This window comes from Pigmentiphaga sp. NML080357 (assembly GCF_002188465.1).
Classification (GTDB): domain Bacteria; phylum Pseudomonadota; class Gammaproteobacteria; order Burkholderiales; family Burkholderiaceae_B; genus Pigmentiphaga.
The window spans coordinates 58,405-77,006 of record NZ_NINW01000022.1; the positions used below are offsets into that span (position 1 = coordinate 58,405).

General features: G+C 67.7%; 18 protein-coding genes. 3 read left to right on the top strand and 15 right to left on the bottom strand.

Translation table 11 applies throughout. The features are described 5' to 3' along the window. Entirely contained in the window at positions 1-780 is a 780-nt protein-coding gene (locus CDO44_RS05930; RefSeq protein ID WP_087779400.1) for an SDR family oxidoreductase, read from the top strand. A gap of 113 nt (positions 781-893) precedes the next feature. Continuing rightward, positions 894-1,829, top strand: coding sequence for a hypothetical protein (locus tag CDO44_RS27820; protein WP_087779401.1), 936 nt, complete (start codon positions 894-896; stop codon positions 1,827-1,829). A gap of 6 nt (positions 1,830-1,835) precedes the next feature. Here the strand turns inward: CDO44_RS27820 and CDO44_RS05940 are convergent, their stop codons facing one another. From CDO44_RS05940 to CDO44_RS05975, 8 genes are all read right to left on the bottom strand, one after another. Continuing rightward, positions 1,836-2,930: a helix-turn-helix transcriptional regulator gene (locus CDO44_RS05940; RefSeq protein ID WP_132978966.1), complete on the bottom strand. Its 1,095-nt coding sequence runs from the start codon at positions 2,928-2,930 to the stop codon at positions 1,836-1,838. Between the two features lie 127 nt (positions 2,931-3,057). Then, positions 3,058-3,987: a LysR family transcriptional regulator gene (locus CDO44_RS05945; protein WP_087779403.1), complete on the bottom strand. Its 930-nt coding sequence runs from the start codon at positions 3,985-3,987 to the stop codon at positions 3,058-3,060. A 77-nt stretch (positions 3,988-4,064) separates the two neighbouring features. After that, the gene (locus CDO44_RS05950; RefSeq protein WP_087779404.1) at positions 4,065-5,030 is read right to left on the bottom strand and encodes a tripartite tricarboxylate transporter substrate binding protein; all 966 of its coding nucleotides are present in this window, start codon (positions 5,028-5,030) and stop codon (positions 4,065-4,067) included. A gap of 1 nt (position 5,031) precedes the next feature. Continuing rightward, positions 5,032-5,685, bottom strand: coding sequence for an isochorismatase family protein (locus tag CDO44_RS05955; protein WP_087779405.1), 654 nt, complete (start codon positions 5,683-5,685; stop codon positions 5,032-5,034). A 129-nt stretch (positions 5,686-5,814) separates the two neighbouring features. Next, positions 5,815-7,917, bottom strand: a complete 2,103-nt coding sequence (locus CDO44_RS05960; protein ID WP_087779406.1) for a TonB-dependent siderophore receptor — start codon at positions 7,915-7,917, stop codon at positions 5,815-5,817. 185 nt (positions 7,918-8,102) lie between these two features. Continuing rightward, positions 8,103-8,927 (bottom strand): extracellular solute-binding protein, encoded by an 825-nt coding sequence (locus CDO44_RS05965; protein WP_087779407.1) that lies wholly within the window; start codon positions 8,925-8,927, stop codon positions 8,103-8,105. Beyond that, the gene (locus CDO44_RS05970) at positions 8,924-9,712 is read right to left on the bottom strand and encodes a phosphate ABC transporter ATP-binding protein (RefSeq protein WP_233146056.1); all 789 of its coding nucleotides are present in this window, start codon (positions 9,710-9,712) and stop codon (positions 8,924-8,926) included. The genes CDO44_RS05965 and CDO44_RS05970 overlap by 4 nt, the downstream gene beginning before the upstream one ends. Then, a complete protein-coding gene (locus CDO44_RS05975; RefSeq protein ID WP_087779408.1) occupies positions 9,709-10,452 on the bottom strand; it encodes an ABC transporter permease in 744 nt (247 codons plus the stop codon). The genes CDO44_RS05970 and CDO44_RS05975 overlap by 4 nt, the downstream gene beginning before the upstream one ends. A gap of 346 nt (positions 10,453-10,798) precedes the next feature. Here CDO44_RS05975 and CDO44_RS05980 point away from each other — a divergent pair, with 346 nt between their 5' ends. Further along, positions 10,799-11,908: a substrate-binding domain-containing protein gene (locus CDO44_RS05980; RefSeq protein WP_233146057.1), complete on the top strand. Its 1,110-nt coding sequence runs from the start codon at positions 10,799-10,801 to the stop codon at positions 11,906-11,908. 10 nt (positions 11,909-11,918) lie between these two features. On the opposite strand, the gene CDO44_RS05985 is transcribed toward CDO44_RS05980, so the two are convergent. Genes CDO44_RS05985 through CDO44_RS06015 form a run of 7 tightly spaced genes read right to left on the bottom strand, consistent with a single transcriptional unit; the run spans position 11,919 to position 18,461 of the window. Continuing rightward, positions 11,919-12,800: a formate dehydrogenase accessory sulfurtransferase FdhD gene (locus tag CDO44_RS05985; protein ID WP_087779409.1), complete on the bottom strand. Its 882-nt coding sequence runs from the start codon at positions 12,798-12,800 to the stop codon at positions 11,919-11,921. Next, complete coding sequence (locus tag CDO44_RS05990) at positions 12,797-13,171, bottom strand: hypothetical protein (protein WP_087779410.1); 375 nt, start codon at positions 13,169-13,171, stop codon at positions 12,797-12,799. The genes CDO44_RS05985 and CDO44_RS05990 overlap by 4 nt, the downstream gene beginning before the upstream one ends. Positions 13,172-13,199: 28 nt before the next feature. Continuing rightward, positions 13,200-14,366: a formate dehydrogenase subunit gamma gene (locus tag CDO44_RS05995; protein ID WP_087779411.1), complete on the bottom strand. Its 1,167-nt coding sequence runs from the start codon at positions 14,364-14,366 to the stop codon at positions 13,200-13,202. A 12-nt stretch (positions 14,367-14,378) separates the two neighbouring features. Then, positions 14,379-14,612, bottom strand: coding sequence for a hypothetical protein (locus tag CDO44_RS06000; protein WP_087779412.1), 234 nt, complete (start codon positions 14,610-14,612; stop codon positions 14,379-14,381). Then, a complete protein-coding gene (gene fdh3B, locus CDO44_RS06005; protein ID WP_087779413.1) occupies positions 14,612-15,256 on the bottom strand; it encodes a formate dehydrogenase FDH3 subunit beta in 645 nt (214 codons plus the stop codon). The genes CDO44_RS06000 and fdh3B overlap by 1 nt, the downstream gene beginning before the upstream one ends. Positions 15,257-15,266: 10 nt before the next feature. Beyond that, entirely contained in the window at positions 15,267-18,239 is a 2,973-nt protein-coding gene (locus CDO44_RS06010; RefSeq protein WP_087779414.1) for a formate dehydrogenase subunit alpha, read from the bottom strand. Positions 18,240-18,254: 15 nt separating this feature from the next. Further along, entirely contained in the window at positions 18,255-18,461 is a 207-nt protein-coding gene (locus CDO44_RS06015; RefSeq protein ID WP_087779415.1) for a formate dehydrogenase, read from the bottom strand. Positions 18,462-18,602: the final 141 nt, after the last annotated feature.

Genomic DNA, 18,602 nt, shown 5'->3' on the forward strand with positions numbered 1-18,602 from the left:
ATGGATCTGCAGATTCGCGGCCGCAAGGCCATCGTGTGCGCGTCCACGCGCGGGTTGGGGCGGGCTTGCGCCGCCTCGCTGGCGCGCGAGGGCGTGCATGTCGTGATCAACGGCCGCTCGCCGGATTCGGCGGCCGCCGCCGCCCGGGAGCTGGCCGCCGAAACCGGCGGCGCCGTGCGCGCGATCGCGGCGGACATCAATACCGACGCGGGCCGCGCGGCGCTGGTGTCGGCCTGCCCGGACGCCGACATCCTGGTGACGAACAACGAGGGGCCGGCGCCCGGGCGCTTCGTCGACTGGGAGCGCGAAGACTATCTGCGGGCGATCGAGGCCAACATGCTGGCGCCCGCCCTGCTGATCCGCGCGCTGTTGCCCGGCATGCGAGCCCGGAGATTCGGCCGCATCGTCAACATCACGTCGGCCATGGTGAAGTCGCCCAGCCCGGCCATGGGCTTGTCGACGTCCGCGCGCACCGGCCTGACGGCGCTGTGCAAGGCCATCTCGCGCGAGGTGGTGGCCGACAACGTCACCATCAACAACCTGCTGCCTGAGCGCTTCGACACCGACCGCCAGCGCTTCATGGCCGAGCGCATGGTGCGCGAGCAAGGCCTGAGCTATGAAGAAGCGAGGCAGCGCATCGTCGATACCATCGCAGCCGGCCGGCTGGGGCAGCCGCGGGAATTCGGCGACGCCTGCGCCTTCCTGTGCAGCGCGCAGGCAGGTTATCTGTCGGGGCAGAACCTGCAACTGGATGGAGGGTCGTATCGCGGCGTGTTCTGAACAGGACCGCCAGCCGGGCCCGCTCGGTTTTCTTCACTGGATCCTGTGATGCGCCGGGCGGCGCGATTTTCGAGAATGCCGACATTGCCTATTCATTCAGTAAGGAGTCGAGCATGTCGAAATCGTTGACCGCACTTTGCGCCGCCTTGATGGCGGCATCGCTGGCCGCCTGCGGGGGCGGCGGCGGTGATGATTCGGGCGGTGGCGGAGGCGGCGGTGGGGGCGGCGGCGACGGCAAGACGCTCAGCGAGAAACAGATCTGGTACGGCCACGAGACGGCGTTCTCGGCCGTGTCCCTGCACCAGGCGTTCGAACCCATGCTCGAGAACGGAATCGTCATTGGCCGGGACGGCACGCCCGAGTGCCTGGACGGCGGGACGGTCTCGGGCGTCTGGACCGATGCGGATGACAGCGGCACCCTGTCGGCCGGGGACTCGGTGGCATTGACCATGAACGACTGTCGCGTGTCCGACAACGGCATTCCGTTCACGGGCAAGGCGACGGTCGATTTCGACGAGGTGGAGGGCGACCTGCTGGAAGAGGAGTCGGACTGGACATTGGCCGCCAGGGTCACGCTGGGCGAGGGCGCGTCCTTCGACGGGACGTCCGCGTCGGGAACGGCATCGGTGAAGGCGTCCAACGACGTGAGTTCGGCCGAACCCAAGGGGCAGCGCGCCGAGTTCGATATTCCCGCGATCGTCCTGACCGAGGATGGCGGTGCCGTGACGATGAAGTTCAAGGACTACGCCGTGGCCGTGGCCTACGATCCCACGACGGATGCCGATACCTATTCGCGCATTTCGTTCTCGGTCAGCGGCTCGGATCCGGTGCTCGGCCCCGACTACGCCTACGACGCCAGCATGACCGAGACGGTCCGCTTTTCGCATGAGGCGGGCGGTTTCCTGGCGGGTGCGTTCGCCACGAAGACCGCGGCCGAAACGATCACCACCCGCTTCCAGGCGAATGGCAACGCGCCGGGCACCGTCACCTTCTCGTCCAGCCTGGGCGGCAGCAAGACGATGACCTACGGGGAATTCGACGACCTGTAATCACGATCAGTCCCCCGGCGTCAGCAGGCCCAGGTGTCCCATCAGCCGCACCAGGTCTGCCTGCCGCCGGGTCTGGGTCTTGTCGAAGATCGATCGCAGCTGCGTACGCAGTGTGTTGAGCGAAACGCCCAGGGTTTCGGCAACGGTGGGCAGCGGATCGTCGTGCCGGGCCAGGTGGTGGGCCAGGCGGATTTCCGCCGGCGTCAGCCGGAACAGGGTACGCAGCAGCGTGCCCCTCGGGGTGGGACGCCATTGCGGCCCCTGCGCGGCAAGCAGCGCCAGGGCGTCGCCGCCGCGCAGGTCTTGGGTGAGCGGACATGGCAGGACGATGAGCCGGCCGCCGTCTGGTAGCGCGAGCGAGCCGGCCGAGGGGGCCTCGGCGCCGTGGCCGCAGGCCCTGTCCAGCAGCCGGCGGATGGGCTGGGGCAGGCTGGAGGCGCGGGCGCCCAGGGGGCAGTCGGGCTGTTGCCGCCAGATGTCGCCCAGGTGGTTGGACTGCACGATGCGGCCGCGCGCGGAACAGACCAGCAGCGGGAAGCCGAGCCGGTCCAGCATGTGCCGCAGAAGCAGCGATTCGGCTTGTTGCTGGCGGAATCGAAGTTGCAGGTGCAAGGCGGTGCGCAGATGGGGCAACACGGCATGCATCAGCCGGGTCTCATCGTCGTCCAGCGGCGGACGGCCGTTTTCCCTTTGCACGGAAAAGGTGTACATGCGCTCTTCGTCCTGTCCCAGCGGGAGCAGGGCATAGGTGCCCAGGCCGTTCGGCTTCAGGAACTCCTGGTAGAAGGGTTCGCGCTGCAGGCGCGCCTGGCCATGGAATTCGTAGTCCAGGTAGATGCGGCCCGATGCGAGCAGCGACGATGCCGCGCGGCCAGGGTCCAGGTCCTGCATTTCGTTGAAATGCGCGATGACCTTGGGCGGCAGGCCGATGAGCTCGTCCAGTTCCAGCGAGTCCGTCGGCACGTGCAGGGCCACCTGACCGGCGCTGGCCGCGCCGAGCGACAGGCTGATGTCACGCAGCGACTGCCGCCATTGGTCCTCCGAAAGGACGCCGTCATAGAGCCGCTCCAGCAAGTGGAGTGCAGTCCCTTTCGTATCCATCGGTATATCTATTCTGTGTCCGGGGCGGACCGCCGCGGCCGCAGATGCCTGGCGGAATTCCCGGGATGTGTCGAAGGGTAACGGTCACCATAGCCGCAAACGAGAGGCATGCGCAACTCGTGCGGTTCTACACCGGGCTGCCCAGTTCCCCCAGCCGCCCCGCGATCATGTCCACGCAGGCCCGGACGATGGGATCGGTCTGGTCGACATATTGGAGGCTGGCCTCGTCCGGCGCCTGCCGGCGAACGATGAACAGCGTGATGTGCATGCCCGGGTCGGTGATGGGGCGCGCGACGACCTCGCCCCGCTCCAACTCGCGGACGATGGCGCCCAGGGGCATGACGGCCGCCGCCGCGCCGCGCAGCACCAGGTCGCGCTGGCTGGTGATGGAGTGCGTCTCGCACTGGATGCGGGGCTGCGTGCCTTTCTCGAAGGCGCTGGCTTCGACCAGCCGGCGCGCGACGTCGCGTTCGTTGCCCAGCACCAGCTCGTGCGCCAATACTTCGTCCATGGTGACGGGGCCGCAGGAAGGCGCCAGGTCGGCCCGGACCGTCAGCAGCAGCCGTTCCTTCAGCACCGGGGTCGTGGACAAGCCGGGGTGGGGCGATACGGAATAGGCCAGCGCGGCATCGATGTCCTTGCGCTCGAGCGCGTCCACCAGCAGGAAGCTCGGGTTCTCGTACAGCTGCAGGTCGATGTGGGGGTACCGGCGCTTCAGGGTCAGCAGCAGGTCCGAGCCGATCAGCAGCATGGTGCTGGAGGTCAGCCCCAGGTTGAAGCGGACCGGCGCGGCCTGGTCGGCGCGCCGTACGTCATCCTGAGTCCGTGCGACCAGCTCGAAGATCTGGCGCGACCGTTCCAGCAGCAGGCTGCCGGCCGGCGTCGGATCCACGCCGCGCGAATGCCGCGACAACAGCGGAACGCCCAGGGCCGCCTCGAGCTCGCGCATATGGGTGCCCAGGGCCGGCTGGGCGATGTGCAGCTGTTCCGCGGCGCGGGTGATGTTTCTCGTCTCCACGACCTTGGCGAAGTATTCGAGTCGCTTCAGCGTGATCATAGGCGGCAGGCATGGGGGATTCCGCCCTATAGTAGGCCGATTCCGCCGCGGCCGGCACCGCGGCGGAAGGTGGCGAGCTATTGGGTGCCGGCCAGCCCCGCCCGCTGGACCATGCCGCCGAACCGGTCGATCTCTCGCCGCATGTAGTCCCCGTACTCGGCCAGGACGCGGCCGTCGGGGACGATGCCCAGGTCGGCCAGTTTGCGCCGCACGTCGGGCTGGGCCACGGCGTGGCGGGCGGCTTCGGCCAGTTTGCGCAGGTGTTCGGGCGGCGTCCCGCGCGGTGCCAGCAGGCCGATGTCGGCGGTGAATACGTAGCCGGGCAGGCCGCTTTCCTCCAGCGTCGGCACGTCGGGCAACTGCGCGACGCGCGCCTTGCTGGTCACGCCCAGCAGCCGCAGGCGGCCCGCCCGCACCAGCCCTTCTATCGAGGGCAGGCCGGCCAGCAGCATGTCGGCCGTCCCCGCCGCGACGGGGGCGGAAGGCTGTTCGCGGAACGGGACATGCATGATGTCGATGCCGGCCGAGCGGCGGATCTCCTCGAACATGACGTGGTGCAGCGAACCGATGCCTATGGTGCCGTAGGTGAGCTTGCCCGGAGCGGCCTTGGCCTGTGCCACCATCTCCCGGAACGAGTTGGCCTTCAGCGAGGGGCCGGCCGTCAGGAACAGCTGGGCGGCGCCCAGGAAGGCGATGGGCTCGAAACTGTCCATGCCCTGGTAGGGCAGCTTCTTGTACAGCGTGGGGTTGATGGTAAGCGGGCTGGAGTCGGCCACCAGCAGGGTGTAGCCATCGGGATTGGCCTTGGCCACCGATTCCAGGGCGATGATGCTGCCCGCGCCGGTCTTGTTCTCGACGGCGATGGGCTGCCCCAGCGAGGCGGACATGTGCTGGCCCACCAGGCGCGCGATGACGTCGGGCACGCCGCCGGTGGGCGCGGCCACCACCATCTTGATCGGACGGCTGGGAAACCCGGCGTCGGCATGGCCAGCGGCGGGAGCCATCGCCAGCAGCAGGGCGGCGAATAGAGCTGGCTTTTTCATGTCAGGCCTCCACCGGTTGCGCGATGCGGGAAAGATGGGCGATGACCTCGTCTAGCGGGACGACGTCGCCGTACTTCGCATCCATGTCGAGCAGACTCTGGCGATGGGCCGCGCCGGAGCGGTCGCCCACGGCTTCGGGCGCGACGATGGGGCGGAAGCCGCTCTGCACCGCGTCCACCACCGTCGCCCGCACGCAGCCGCTGGTGGTGCAGCCCGTCACGATGACGGTATCCACGCCTTGCGAGACCAGGCGCGCGGCCAGGTCCGTGCCGGCGAAGCAGCTCGCGTATTTCTTGGACATGATGGAGTCGCCATCCACCGTGTCCAGGCGCGGATCGAGTCGGACGTTGTCGCTGCCTTCCAGCAGGCTGGCCATGCCGCCCATCTTGCGCTGCCAGACGCCGGCGTCGGACAGGTCGGCCCGGTAGCCCACCGTGAAGAAATGAATGGGCGCGCCGATCCGGCGGCATGCGGCGACGAGGCGGTTGGTGGCGAGCACCGCCTGCTTCAGGTCGGCGCCCAGGGGCTGCGCCGGGTCCGTGAAGCCGCGGATCATGTCGACGACGATCAGCGCGCAGTGGCGCCCGAAACCGATGCGGCGCCCGAAGCCCTTTTCCTTGAACAAGGGGTCGTCGATCTGCAAGTCCTGGTCCATTTCTCCTCCATGGAATGTGAACGGCCACTCGGTGGCTCTGGAGGAGAATTGGACCGCGCGGGAGGCGGCCCTGTCCAAGACGGGTTTCGGCTGGAAGCCATACGTGCGGGGTATGGCTGGCGCCGGCGGCTAGAACTTGTAGGTCGCGCTGGCGATGATGCTGCGGCGCGCGCCGTACCAGCAATCCCCGCGCGACAGGCACGTCGCCACGTAGGTCTTGTCGGTCAGGTTGTTCAGGTTGAGCGCGTAGCGCCAGTGGTCGGTCTCGTACGAGACCATGGCGTCGAACAGCGTGACCGATGGCGTGGTGGGGGCCACGCCATCGCGGAACGAGCTCATCCAGCGCACTCCGGCTCCCAGCGCGAAGCCGTTGACGCCACCCAGCGCGAAGCGCCACTTGCCCCAGGCTGCGGCCTGGTGGCGCGGCATGCCTTCGAGCGACTTGTCCAGGTCGATGTAGTTGTAGTGTGCGATCAGGTCGAAGCTGCGGGTGATCGCGCCGCGATACTCGAGCTCCAGGCCCTTGGTCTTGGTCGCGCCCACCTGGATGGAATAGAGCGGATTGGCCGGGTCGCCCGCCAACTGGTTCTTTTCCTTGAGCTGGTAGACCGAGGCGGTGGCCATGCGCCGGCCGTCGGCCGACTGGTGCTTGACGCCCACTTCCCACTGTTCGCCGCGCAGGGGCTTGAAGCGCGCGCCGCTCTTGTCGGTGCCGGGTACCGGCGTGAAGGATTCGCTGTAGTTGAGGTAGGGCGCCAGGCCGTTGTCGGCCACGTACATCACGCCCAGGCGCTTGGTCGTGGCATTGTCCTTCTCGTCGGCGCTGCCGGCCAGTCCGGCCGTGGTGCGGTCGTGGCGGATGCCGGCGGCCACGATCCAGTGCCTGCCTATCTTCATCTGGTCCTGCAGGTACAGGCCCGCCTGGCGCAGCGTATAGCGCGGCTCGTCGGTCAGCACGGGCGGCGTGTAGTTGCCGTAGACCGGATCGTAGGCGTCGATGGTGCCGCCGTCGGCGGTGCCGCTGCGGCGGTCGCGGCGGTAGCGGGTCCAGTCGAAGCCCAGCAATACCTGGTGCTGCACGATGCCGGTCTGCAGCTTGCCGGTCAGGTGCTGGTCCAGGGTGTCGATGCGCACCTTGGTGAAGGCGTCGTCCGCATAGCGGCCGATGCGGCGCTGGTTGATCGGATCGGCGGCCCAGCCGCCGGGTTCGGTGAACGAATCCGCATAATGCGTCAGGTAATCCACCTTGTTGTTGGCATGGCGCAAGCCCTGGCTGAAGGACCATTGGTCGTTGAAGCGGTGCTCGAACAGCCAGCCGAACGAGGTGCGGCGCGAATCGTAGCGGTCATGGCCGGGTTCGCCGATGAAGCGGCTGGTGGGGATCCTGCCGTTGGGATTGTCGGTGCGCATGCCCGACCACGGCATGAACTGCGCGGTCGAGCCGCTTTCATCCTTCTGCCACAGGCCTTGCAGCGTGAGCGACGTGGACGCGCTGGGGCGCCACGTCAGCGAGGGCATGACCAGGCTGCGGTTGTCCTTCACATAGTCGACCTGGGTGTCGGCATCGCGCTTGAGCGCGACGAGCCGGTACAGCCACTGCCCGTCGGCCGTCAGCGGCCCGGTCAGGTCCACCTGGGCCTGCTTGCGGCCGCGGTTGCCCAGTTGTATGCCCGCTTCGCCCTGGAACTCGGACTGCGGGCGTTTGCTCACCATGTTGATGATGCCGCCGGTGCTGCCCTGGCCATACAGCATGGCGGCGGGACCGCGCAGCACTTCCAGGCGCTCCAGCGTATAGGGCTCGGTGCGGGTGGTGCTGGTGTAGTAGTCGTAGTGCTGGCGCAGGCCGTCCAGGTACAGGGTGGGTTCGGTGCCGCGTATGCGCACCGAGTCGGCGCGCGAGTCGATGCCGTAGGCGTCCGATCGCACGCCGGCCGCGTAGCCCAGCGCGTCCTGCAGGTTGGTGGCCCCCTGGTCCGTCAACTGGTCGCGCGTGACCACGGTGACCGACTGCGGCGTCTCGTGCAGCGGCGTGTCCGTCTTGGTGGCGGTGGCCGAACGCTTGGCGGCGTAGCCGTAGACGGGACCGGTGGCGGTCTCTCGCTCGGGAGTGGCTTCGACGCGGATTTCCTGCAAGGTGGCCGGTTCGGTGGTCTGCGCGGGCAGGGCGGCGGGGAGCGCGCCCAGCGCGGCGGCCAGGCCCGCGCGGCGCAGTGGGGTGGAGAAGGGCGGCATGGGGTGCGATTTCCGGTATCTATGGGGAATAAATCTTTTAATGATAATTATTATCAATTCTATTTCAATAGTGAATTTGTAAACGCTGGAGTGGTCGGCACAAGATGCACGGACGAAAAAAAGCGGCCTGGAAAGGCCGCCCGGGTCAGGCGTGGCAAGGGCCCGGCGCGAGGCCGGGCCGGCCGTCACGGTTTGGCGTTGGGGAAGAACAGCTGCTGGCCGTCGATCTTGTAGCTGGCGATCGTTTGCTGCCCGGCCGGGGAAATGACCCAGTCCACGAACTTCTGCGCGGCCGCGACCTTGACGTGCGGATGCTTGGCCGGGTTGACGACCATCACGCCATACTGGTTGAAGAGGCGTTCGTCCCCTTCCACGAGGATGGCCAGGTTGCCCCGGTTCTTGAAGCTGAGCCAGGTGCCGCGGTCCGACAGCACGTAGGCGCCGGTGGACGAGGCCATGTTCAGCGCCGGTCCCATGCCGCAGCCGCAGGCCTTGTAGCCGGTGCCCTTCTTGTCGTCCAGGCCGGCTTCCTTCCAGTAGCGCAGCTCGGCCGAGTGCGTGCCGCTCTTGTCGCCGCGGGAGATGAACTCGGCGTTCGCCGCCGACAGCTTCTTCAGCGCCTGGACGATGTCCTTGCCCTTGACGCCGGCGGGGTCGGCGGCGGGACCGATCAGCACGAAGTCGTTGTACATGACCGGATAGCGCTTGACGCCGTAGCCCTCGGCGATGAATTTCTCCTCGGCGGCCTGGTCGTGCACGAACAGCACGTCGGCATCCCCGCGCCGGCCGGTGTCCAGCGCCTGGCCCGTACCCTGCGCGACCACCTTGATGTCGATGCCGCTGGCCTTCTTGAAGGCGGGCAGCAGGTGGGCGAACAGGCCGGACTGCTCGGTGGACGTGGTCGAGGCCATGACGATGGTTTCGGCGGCCGCGGGCAGGCTGGCCAGGGCGGCGGCCGCAGGCAGCAGGCAGCCCAGGACCAGCGGACGCAGGCGGTGGAAGAGCTTCATATTTTTTCTCCTTTGACGAAAAGACCGGCTTCCTCGGGCAGCGGCCCGTTGAAGAAAGCATGGACGGGAAGGTCCGCCAGGACGCGGCCCCGCTCCAGATAGACCACCCGGCTTGCCAGGCGCTTGACCTGGCCCAGGTTGTGGCTGCTGAACACCATGGTCATGGTGCGTCCCGAACGCGGCTGCGCGAATTCCTGCATCAAGGCTTCCACTTCGCGCTTGGCGTGTGGATCGAGATTGGCGGTGGGCTCGTCCAGCAGCAGGGCGTCCGCGTCCATGGCCCACGCCTGGGCCAGGGCCACCCGCTGTTGCTGTCCGCCGGACAGCGCCTTGGCATTGCGGCCGGCCAGTTCGGCCATGTCGACGCGCGCCAGCGCGCCCATGGCGGCCTGCCGCGCCCGGCGCCAGCCCATGCCCCGCAGCCACAGCCCCAGCGCGACGTTGTTGCGCACCGAGGTGCGCATCATGTGCGGCCGCTGGAACACCAGGGCCTGCCGGTTGCGCGGCAGACAGGAAACGGTGCCCGAGGAGGGAGCGAGCAGGCCATGCAGCACGCGCAGCAGCGTGCTCTTGCCGCTGCCGTTGGTGCCGACCAGCGCGACGCGTTCCCCCGCATGAATGGACAGGTCGACATCGTGCAGCGCGCGCACCGGCCCGTAGTGCAGGTCGACGCCGCGCAGCGAGAACAGGACCGGGGCAGGGGCCGGCGCCCGCAGGTCCGGCACGGCCGGGAGCGCGGCATCCGTGTCGACGCCCAGGGGCATGATCGAGGTCGCGCGCTTCATGCGGCCGGGTCCGGCATGCGCAGCCAGGCGGACAGGCCCGCGTCGCGCCGTTCGCGCCAGCGGCGCACCAGCGAGATCAGCGTGTTCAGCAGCAGGACCACGGCCAGCAGCACCATGCCCAGCGCCACGGCCAGCGGCAGGTCGCCCTTGCTGGTCTCGAGCGCGATGGCCGTCGTCATGACCCGCGTATAGCCTTCGATGTTGCCGCCGACGACCATCACGGCGCCCACTTCCGAGACGGCGCGGCCGAATGCCGCGATGAGGATGGTCAGCAGCGCGAAGCGCTCGTCCCAGGTCAGCAGCAGCCCGCGCATGAAAGTGCCCGCGCCCAGCGAACGCAACTGTTCGCCATGGCTGCGGTCGGCATCCTCGACCGCCTGCCGCGTCAACGCCATGACCACCGGCAGCACCAGGATGGACTGCGCCACCACCATGGCCTGGAACGAGAACATCCAGCCCAGAAAGCCCAGGGGGCCCGACCGCGACAGCAGCAGATAGACCAGCAGCCCCACCACGACGGACGGCAGCGCCAGCATGGTATTGAGCAGCGTCAGCACGGCCCCCCGCCCGGGGAACCGCGCCACCCCCAGCCATGCTCCCAGCACCAGCCCGGCGGCACAGGCCAGCAGACAGGCGCAGGCGCTGACCGCCAGCGACAGCCGGACGATGTCGAGCAGGACGGGATCGAGAGAAGTGATAAGGCGCAGCGCTGTGCCCGCGCTTTCCGCAAGAGTGTTCATGCCGTCTTCAAATGTGCCGCCCCAGAGTAACGGAGTGCGACAGCCGAAGCGATATGAAGCAGCGTGCATAGGTGTCCCACCCCCAAGCGGCCTTTGGCCGCTCCCCCTCAAGGGGGCGGCGCTGGCGGACCGGCAAAGCCGGATCCGCGGCGCCCTGGATCTAGTACCGTTTTTTTTGGTACGCCACACCGTTGCTACCGCTGGCAGCCAGCGATAGCACCGGAGCCACACCCCAAGATAGCGGTACTAGACCCAGGATGCGGTGGATCCGGCTCCGCCGGTCCACCCGCATCGCCCCCTGGGGGGCGCGCGAAGCGCGTAGGGGGGGGTCATATATACTCCTTCAGTGCATCAAATCGAACTCTCCTACACCTTCGGCGTACCGCGCGCCAACGCCGCCTCCATCCGCAATCCGCTGATGGACCTGCTGCATGCCATACGCGAGCAGGGTTCGATCTCGGCCGCCGCCAAGGCCCTGGACCTGTCCTATCGTCACGTCTGGGGCGAGCTCAAGCGCTGGGAAAAGAGTCTCGGGCACGCGCTGGTGGTCTGGGACAAGGGCCAGCCGGCCCGGCTGTCCGAGTTCGGCAACAAGCTGCTATGGGCCGAGCGGCAGGCGCAGGCGCGCCTGGCGCCGCAGATCGGCGCCTTGTACGCCGACCTGGAGCGCGCCTTCGCGGTGGCGTTCGACGATGCCGCCCACGTGGTGGCCCTGCATGCCAGCCATGACGACGCACTGGCATCGCTGCGCGAGCACGCCGTGGCCAGCGACAAGCTGCACCTGGACATACGTTTCACCGGCAGCGTCGATGCGATCAAGGCGTTGAACGAGGGCCGGTGCGTGATGGCGGGGTTCCATGTCCCCGCCGATTCCCCGCCGGGGTCGTTGGCCGAGCGCACGTACAAGCCGCTGCTGCGGCCCGGGCAGCACAAGATCATCGGCTTCGCGCGCCGCAGCCAGGGGCTGATGGTGGCGCGGGGCAACCCGCTGGGCATTGTTTCGCTGGCCGATCTCGCGCGGCCCGCTGTGCGCTTCGTGAATCGTCCGCTGGGCACCGGCACGCGGGTGCTGCTGGATGAACTGCTGGCCAGGCACGACTTGCCTGCGTCGGCCATCCAGGGCTATGCCCACACCGAGCCATCGCACGCGGCGGTGGCGCATGCGGTGGCCTCGGGCGCCGCGGACGCGGGCCTGGGCATCGAGGTCGCGGCGCGGGCCAGCCGGCTGGATTTCATCCCGCTGGTGTCCGAGAACTATTTCCTGGTGTGCCTGAAATCCACGCTGGAGCTGCCTTCGACCCAGGCCTTGCTGGGCATCCTGCGCAGCGAGTCCTGGCAGCGCAAGCTGGCGGCGATGCCGGGGTACCAGCCGCAGCAAAGCGGCGAGGTGTTGACGATGCGGCGCGTGCTGCCCTGGTGGAGTTTCCGCACGCCCAAGGCCGGCAAGCGCGCCTGAGCCCGCGCGGTCAGGCGCCCTGCGGCGCGGTGCGTGCGGGGCGGGGCGCCGCCGCCAGTTCCGGCTGCAGCGTCAGGCGCCAGGGCGCCGTATAGCAAAGGAAATGCTTGTTGGTGGCCCGGCCGATCGCGCACAGGCCCAGCCGCTCGGCCAGCTCGTAGCCCATCTGCGTGATGCCGCTGCGCGAGACGACGATGGGGATCCCCATCTGCGCCGCCTTGATGATCATTTCGCTGGTGAGCCGCCCCGTGGTGTAGAACACCTTGTCGTCGCCCGCCATCCGGGCCGGGTCCTGCAGCCACATCCATCCGGCGATGGTGTCGATGGCGTTGTGGCGTCCCACGTCCTCGACGAACTTCAGCATGCGCTCGCCCTGGAACAACGCGCACCCGTGCACGGAGCCGGCGGACTTGTAGGTGGTTTCCTGCAGCCGTATGGCATCCAGCAGGCCGTAGAGCTGGCCCTGGGTGAGACGCGCTTCGCCGGGCAGGCGGATGTCGTCGATCTCGTCCATCAGCCCGCCAAAGACGCTGCCCTGGCCGCAGCCGGTGGTGACCACGCGCTGGGAGGTGCGGGCTTCCAGGTCCTGGATGCCGTCGCGTGTCTGCACGGCCGCCGCCTGGACTTCCCAATCGACCGTGACCGCCTCGACCTCGTCTATCGAACGCACCAGTCGCTGGTTGCGCAGATAGCCCAGCACCAGCAGTTCGGGCATGGCGCCCAGGGTCATCAGCGTGACCAGTTCACGCTTGTCGACGTAGACGGTCAGCGAGCGTTCGGCCGGGATGGAAACCGTATCGCGTATGCCGTGTTCGTTGACGACGTCGATCTCGCGCGTCAGCGGGGCACGGGCATCGGTCAGGAAAGGACGGTGGCGGGGCGATGCGGTCACTGTTTGGGCGTGGTGGCGTCGGGCGCCGCGGAATTGTGCGGCGCCTTGGCCGTTTCCGAAGGCGAGTGCGCGCCTGCGGCCTCCAGCGGCTTGGCCTCGGGCGGCGTGTAGACGAACGGGCCCGGATCGGCGCAGGGCGGCGTGGACGCGGATGCGTGGACGGGCTTGCCGGCGGCGCGCGCGCTGGCGAAATAGGCGGCCGCGGCCTTGTCCTGCGCCTGGCAGAGCTTGTAGCCGTCGACCTTGGCGGCCCAGGCCGTGCGGGCGGCCGCCTCGGCCGCCTTGGCCTGGGCCTCGGGGCTGGGTGGGGGCAGCTTGGCCAGGGAGGCGGTGGAGAAGACGGCCAGCAGCAGCGCGAGGGCGGTTTTCATGCAGGATCTCCTGGTCGGGGCCGGCGGTTCAGGCGTTCGCCGGCCGGGTGTCCGGCTTCTTCTGGGCGGGCTGGGTGCGCTGGGCGGGGATCTTGCCCGCCTGGATGTCGTTGTACCAGAGTTCGTGGTGCTCGCGGGCCCAGGCCTCGTCCACGTAGCCGGTCTTCATGGCCTTGTAGGCGCCCTTCATGCCTATGGTGCCCAGGTAGATGTGGCCCATGAACATGCACATCATCAGGATGGTCGCCACGGCGTGGACCATGTGCGCGACCTGCATGGTGCCGCGGGTGTAGACCAGGCCGGGGATGACCCGGTCGAGCACCAGCCCCGAGCCGATGACGATGAAGCCCAGGAACAGCACGCCGCCCCAGAATACGAGCTTTTCGCCGGCGTTGAAGCGTCCGGAGGGAACGTGCTGGCCGTTGAAGAGGCCGCCGCCCTTGCGCAGCCAGACCAGGTCGTCGCGCGTGGGGAGGTTGTCGCGGATGAAGGTGAAGAACACCACGATCAGCGACACCGCGAACAGGGGGCCGACGAAATTGTGGACGGTCTTGAGTACCCAGGTCATCCAGCCGAACAGCGCCTCGCCCATGATGGGCAGCAGGAAGAATTTGCCGAAGGCCATGACCAGCCCGGAGATGGCCAGGATGACGAAGGCAATGGCGTTGACCCAGTGCGCCGCGCGTTCGAAATAAGTGAAGCGCTCGATCTTGCGCCCGGTCTCCGCCCCGTGCACGGTGAGGGGGCCCTTGGCGAAGTAGAACAGGGCGATGGCCACGAGCACGATCAGCAGCAGCGACCCGCCGTACGGGATGAGCCAATCGTTGCGGACCTGGCGCCACGCTTCGCCGGCGGAGGTGTACTTCGAGCCGGGGTATTGCACGAAGCGCTGGATCAGCACGCCGGCTTCCGGCGCCTGGCTGTGGGGCAGGCTGCTATAGCCGGGCTGGCCGGAATTCACCAGCCGCCAGTTCGGCGCGTTGTTGCCGGGCTGAACCTGCGCGCGTTCGGCGTTGGTCTGCTTGGCATAACCCGGGTCCTGGCTGGCGTCGGGCTTGACTTCGAAGATATTGGCGCTCTGGATGGCGCCCATCGAGGTGCCCGAAGGCTGCGACGCGGCGTCCGCCGCCGAGGCGGCCATCGGGCCCAGCGTGGCGCCGCACAATGCGAGCGCGGCGAGTAGCGACCGTAACATGGCGTCCTCCGGTCAGTTCACTCGGGGGTATTCGTTCTGCCCCCGTTGGGCGCGTGCCTTGAGTTCCTGCTCCCAGCTGTTCCGGTCTCCCGCCGTCCATCCCGGGGCGGTGAAGGCCGAGACGCCGGTGCCTTCGTAGGCGGGCTTGCCGTTCTCGGCCTTGCCCTGGTAGAGCGCCTGTTCCCGTTCGGTGCAGGCCGCCGTGCCGAGCACCAGCGCGACGGCGAGGAAGGTGGCTGCTTTCATCACTTGCCTCCGTTCGCTGTTCCGTTCGGCTGGGCGCCCTGCGGCGGCTGGCCGGCCTGCTTGGAACCGTAGGCCGTGCCCCAGCCCCAGACTTCGGCGCCCTTGCCGCGCGTGATCACGCGCGTGCGGAAGATGTCGGCGATCACGTCGCCGTCGCCGCCCAGCAGCGCCTTGGTCGAGCACATTTCGGCGCAGGCCGGCAGCTTGCCTTCGGCCAGCCGGTTGCGGCCGTATTTCTTGAACTCTTCCTCGCTGCCGTGGGCTTCCGGCCCGCCGGCGCAGAAGGTGCACTTGTCCATCTTGCCGCGTACGCCGAAGGTGCCCTGCGACGGGAATTGCGGGGCACCGAACGGACAGGCGTAGGAACAGTAGCCGCAGCCTATGCAGGTGTCCTTGTTGTGCAGCACCACGCCTTCGTCGGTGTGGTAGAAGCAGTTGACCGGGCAGACCGCCATGCAGGGGGCGTCGCTGCAGTGCATGCAGGCCACCGAGATGGACTTCTCGCCCGGCACGCCGTCGTTGAGCGTGACCACGCGCCGGCGGTTCACGCCCCACGGGACTTCGTGCTCGTTCTTGCACGCCGTGACGCAGGCATTGCATTCGATGCAGCGCTCCGCATCGCAGATGAACTTCATTCTGGCCATGGCGCGCTCCTTATGCCTTCTCGATGTTGCAGATAGTGGTCTTGGTTTCCTGCATCATGGTGACGCTGTCGTAGCCGTAGGTAGTGGCGGTGTTGACCGCCTCGCCGCGCACGATGGGGGCCGCGCCTTCGGGGTAGTAGGCCAGGAGGTCCTTGCCCTGCCAGCGCCCGGCGAAGTGGAAAGGCATGAAGGCGGTGTCCGGCGCGACGCGCTCGGTGACCAGCGCCTGCACGTTGAGCCGTGCGCCGGTGGGCGTGACCACCCAGCAGCGCGAGCCGTTGGTGATGCCGCGCTCGGCCGCCGCCTTGGGATTGATCTCGACGAAGCTTTCCTGCTGCAGCTCGGCCAGCCAGGGGTTGGACCGGGTTTCGTCGCCGCCGCCCTCGTACTCGACCAGGCGGCCGGACGTGAGGATGATGGGGAATTTCTCGTACAGCTTGTCGTCGACGTTCTTCTGCTGCAGCGACTTGTACAGCGTGGGCAGGCGCCAGAAGGTCTTCATGTCGTCGTGCGACGGGTACTTGGCGACCAGGTCGGGACGCGTGCCGTAGATGGGCTCGCGATGCTGCGGGATGGGGTCGGGGAAGTTCCAGACCACCGCGCGCGCCTTGGCGTTGCCAAAGGGATGGCAGCCGTGGTTCTTCATGACCACGCGGATGATGCCGCCGGACAGGTCGGTCTTCCAGTTCTTGCCTTCGGCTGCAGCCTTTTCGGCGTCGGTCAGTTCGTCCCACCAGCCGAGCTTCTTCATCAGCACGTGGTCGAACTCGGGATAGCCGGTCGGGATGTCCGCCCCCTTCGAGTGGGAGCCGTCCTCGGCGAGCAGGTTGACGCCGTTGCGCTCGACGCCGAAGTTGGCGCGGAAGTTGCCGCCGCCGTCCATGACGTGCTTGGAGGTGTCGTAAAGGTTGGGCGAACCCGGATGCTTGAGCTCGGGGGTGCCGAAACAGGGCCAGGGCAGGCCGAAGTAGTCGCCGGCGATGTCGTAGCCGGTTTCCTTGTCGACCACGCTGCCCTTGGCGCGCAGCGTCTTGACGTCGAAGGCGTGCATCAGGCGCATGTGGGCCTTGAGCCGCTCCGGGCTCTGGCCGGTGTAGCCGATGGTCCAGTTGCTGCGGTTGATCTCGCGCAGGATGTCCTCGATCACGGGCTCGTCCATGCCCTTGACCTTCTGCATCTTGTAGTTCTTGCACAGCTCGTTGCCGAAGCCGAGTTTCTGCGCGAGCTGGTACATGATCATGTGGTCGCTGCGGCTTTCCCACAGCGGCTCGATGACCTTCTCGCGCCACTGCAGCGACCGGTTCGAGGCCGTACAGGAGCCGCTGGTCTCGAACTGCGTGGCCGCGGGCAGCAGGTAGACCGCGCGCTTGGGATTGAGATCCTCGCTCTTGCCCGGCATGGCGGCCATGGCCGCCGTGGCCGACGGATACGGGTCGATCACCACCAGCAGGTCGAGCTTGTCCATGGCCCGCTTCATTTCCAGCCCGCGCGTCTGCGAGTTGGGCGCGTGGCCCCAGAAGATCACCGCGCGCAGGTTGGAGTCCTGGTCGATGACGTCATTGTTTTCCAGCACGCCGTCGATCCAGCGCGAGACGGTGATGCCCGACTTGGTCATCATCGCGGGCGAGGCGTAGCGGCTCTTGATCCACTCGTAGTCGACGTCCCAGACCTTGGCGTAGTGGCGCCACGAGCCTTCGGCCAGGCCGTAGTAGCCGGGCAGGGAATCGGGGTTGGGGCCGACGTCGGTCGCGCCCTGCACGTTGTCGTGGCCGCGGAAGATGTTGGCGCCGCCGCCCGAGACGCCGATGTTGCCCAGCGCCAGCTGCACGATGCAGGAGGCGCGCACCATGGCGTTGCCGATGCTGTGCTGGGTCTGCCCCATGCACCAGACCAGCGTGCTGGGGCGGTTCTCGGCCATGGTCTTGGCCACCTCGTATACCGTGGCCTCGTCCACGCCGCAGACGTCCTGCACCTTGTCCGGCGTCCACTTGGCCATGACGTCGGCCTTGACGTCCTCCATGCCGTAGACGCGGGCGTTGATGTAGTTCTTGTCTTCCCAGCCGTTCTTGAAGATGTGGTAGAGCACGCCGAACAGGAAGGCCACGTCGGTGCCCGAACGGATGCGGATGTACTTGTCGGCCTTGGCGGCAGTGCGCGTGAAGCGCGGATCCACCACCATGACCTTGCAGCCGGTTTCCTTGGCGTGCAGCAGGTGCAGCATGGACACCGGGTGGGCCTCGGCGGCGTTGGAGCCGATGTAGAGCGCCGCCTTGGCGTTCTGCATGTCGTTGTACGAGTTCGTCATCGCGCCGTAGCCCCAGGTATTGGCGACGCCGGCGACGGTGGTCGAGTGGCAGATGCGGGCCTGGTGGTCGCAGTTGTTGCTGCCCCAGAAGCTCATGAACTTGCGCAGGAGGTACGACTGTTCGTTGTTGTGCTTGGAGGAGCCGACCACGTACACCGAGTCGGGGCCGCTTTCCTTGCGCAGTTCGAGCATCCTGGCGGAGATTTCCTCCAGCGCCGTGTCCCAGCTGATGCGCTCGTACTTGCCGTTGACCAGCTTCATCGGGTAGCGCAGGCGGTGCTCGCCGTGGCCGTGCTCGCGCACCGAGGCGCCCTTGGCGCAGTGGGCGCCGAGGTTGATGGGCGAATCGAACACGGGTTCCTGCCGGACCCAGACGCCGTTCTCGACCACGGCGTCGATGGCACAGCCCACCGAACAGTGCGTACAGACGGTGCGCTTGACTTCGACCTTGCCTTTTCCGGTGCCGGCTTTCTGCTCGGCGTCGGCAGCCCCGGCTTTCTTGACCAGGCTCAGTTGGGAGGCAGCCAGCCCGGCGCCTATGCCCACGCCGGAACGGCGCAGGAAGGTGCGGCGGTCCATCGTCGGCAGGGCGTGGGCCATGCCGCGGCGCAGGCTGTGGACGAAGGGGGACGATGAAGCGCCGGATGCGGCGGCGCTGGTTTTCTTGGTCAGCAACATGCCGTGCTCCGGTGGTTAGACCAGCGTGGACTTGTAGTAGCGCTTGACGTGTTCGGTGACGCTGTAGCCACCGCCACGTTCGGGGGCCGGCTTGGCGGCCGCGGCGGGCGCCGGATCCTGGCGGAGGGAGGGGGCGACTGCGGCGCCTACGGCAGCGGCGCCGGCGGCTGCGGCGCCTACGAAGAATCCCCTGCGGGATATCTTGGCGGCATTTTTCGACATGGCTGTCTCCGTTGGGCCGGGAGATATGAAGTGCAGTGCATACTGTACCCCTGGTAACTGGTAACAGGCAATGGTGCTCGTCCTTGAAAAGGGGGGGTATACCCTCGCTTTCGGCCTGGCCGCCGCCTCCGGCCGGAGCGG